The 1,896-nt window shown below is 75.0% G+C and carries 1 protein-coding gene and 1 pseudogene; both read left to right on the top strand.

Annotated elements, in window-relative coordinates; translation table 11 throughout:
- Positions 1-585 (top strand): annotated as a pseudogene (locus tag ACFWEJ_RS28570) (glycosyl hydrolase); the annotation flags it as partial.
- Between the two features lie 25 nt (positions 586-610).
- Positions 611-1,849, top strand: a complete 1,239-nt coding sequence (locus ACFWEJ_RS28565; protein WP_377232535.1) for a M6 family metalloprotease domain-containing protein — start codon at positions 611-613, stop codon at positions 1,847-1,849.
- Positions 1,850-1,896: the final 47 nt, after the last annotated feature.

The following is a 1,896-nucleotide window of genomic DNA, read 5'->3' as shown; positions in this document are numbered from 1 at the left end:
CTCCTGTCGCGGGCGCCGACCGCCGCGCACGACGGGTCCGCGCCGCGCGTCGAGATCGTCCCGGCCGCCGCGCCCGGGGTGACCGGCTGGTACCTCCGGCCGGCGGAGCTCACCTTCACCGCGCGGGCCGACGCCGGCGAGCCGGTCGTCGAGGTGCGCGTGGACGACGGCCCGTGGGCGCCCGCGGGGCAGGCGCCGCTGGTGCTGGCCGACGGCGTCCACACCGTCACCGCCCGCGCCGTCGACGACGCGGGCCGGGAACGGCGCGTCGTCCGCGAGGTCAGCGTCGACACCAAACCGCCGCGAACCAAGGTGACGACCAAGCGCCTGGGCCCGCGGGGCGTCGAGATCAACCTGACCGCCGTCGACGACGTCTCCGGCGTGGACAGCATCCGGTGGAAGGGGCCGGACACGTTCTGGGCCACCTTCGCCGAGCCGTTCAGCCGGGCGCTGTCCGACGCGCCGCAGGTCATCGAGTACGCGGCGACCGACCGCGCGGGCAACCAGGAGCCGGTCCGCACCCTGGTGCTCCCGCCCGCCGACGGGTCGGCGTCGGCGCCCGCCGACGCCGACCCCACCGAATGACCGACCAGCGAACAGGAGTGCACGCATGAAACAGCAGCGAGCCGCCCGACCGTCCCTGGCCCTACCGATCGCGGCGTTGGCCGCCACGACCCTCGCTCTCGGCGCGGTGCCGGCGAGCGCCGCGGCCGACCCGCCGTCGTCGTCAGGCGTCGCCGCCGCGTCGTCCACATTCGCCCCGCCGACGTCGGTGGCCGACTGCCGCCTGGCCGCCGCCGTCGACGGGCTCGGCTCTGGCTTCCCGGTGGACGACCAGGCGCTCCCGGCCGTCGGCACGCTGAAGGCCGCGCTGCTGCTCGTGGACTTCGACGACCACCCGGCGGCCGCGGGCTCGGCCCAGGAGGCGCGGGACAACCTGGCCTCGGGCGTCGAGTACCTGGAGCGGGTCTCGGGCGGCCGGCTGGACGTGACCACGACGACGTCGGACGGCTGGGTGCGGATGCCCGAGCCGTCCACGTCGTACCCGTTCGAGCGGGGCCTGAGCTACGAGGACCACGTGCGCTACATCGGCGACGCGATCGCCGCGGCGGACGACTCGTTCGACTTCTCCGACGTCGACGTGGTCTGGGTGACGGCCACGAAGGAGGCGCCGAACATCACCTACTCCCCCACCACGAACTTCCTGGACGTCACCGCGGACGGCAACCACCTGACGCACGCCGTCACGTTCGGCTACGACCAGTGGCGCTGGGGCGGGCTGGTGCTGGCGCACGAGTCGGGGCACACGCTCGGCCTGCCGGACCTCTACCTGTTCGAGGCGCCGCCGGCGGACCCGGGCAACTACCACGCCGCGGTCGGCGGCTGGGACCTCATGGGCCTGATCTCGGGCGCGGGTCCGGAGTACTTCGCGTGGCACCGGTGGCAGCTCGGTTGGCTGGACGACGACCAGGTGGTCTGCGCCGGCCAGGGGCGGACGACGTCCGCGCGGCTGGCGCCGGTCGCCCGCTCGGGTGACGCGAGCCCGGGGCAGGACGCCATGGTCGTGTACCCGCTGTCGGCGACGCGCGCCGTCGTCGTCGAGAACCGGCAGCCCGTCGGCTACGACGAGGGCATCGGCGCTCGCGGCGCGCTCGTGTACACGGTCGACACGTCCGTGCGGTCGGGCGAGGGTCCGGTCCGGGTCGTGGACTCGACGCCGGGTTCGTCCGGCGGCCTGGACGACGCCCCGTTCGCGGCGGGCTCCTCCTGGACGGAGCCGACGACGGGCACGGTGCTCACCTTCCGCGCCGGCCCCGCGGACACGCTGAAGGTCACCGTCCGGCCCTGAAGGCCCGGACCGCTGCCGTGTCAGGCGTACAGGTCACCCGGGTGACC

Origin of the sequence: Promicromonospora sp. NPDC060204, assembly GCF_042728455.1 — a bacterium.
GTDB lineage: Bacteria > Actinomycetota > Actinomycetes > Actinomycetales > Cellulomonadaceae > Promicromonospora.
Note: the sequence above shows the minus strand (reverse complement) of the source record. Positions and strands in the feature narration are given on the sequence as shown.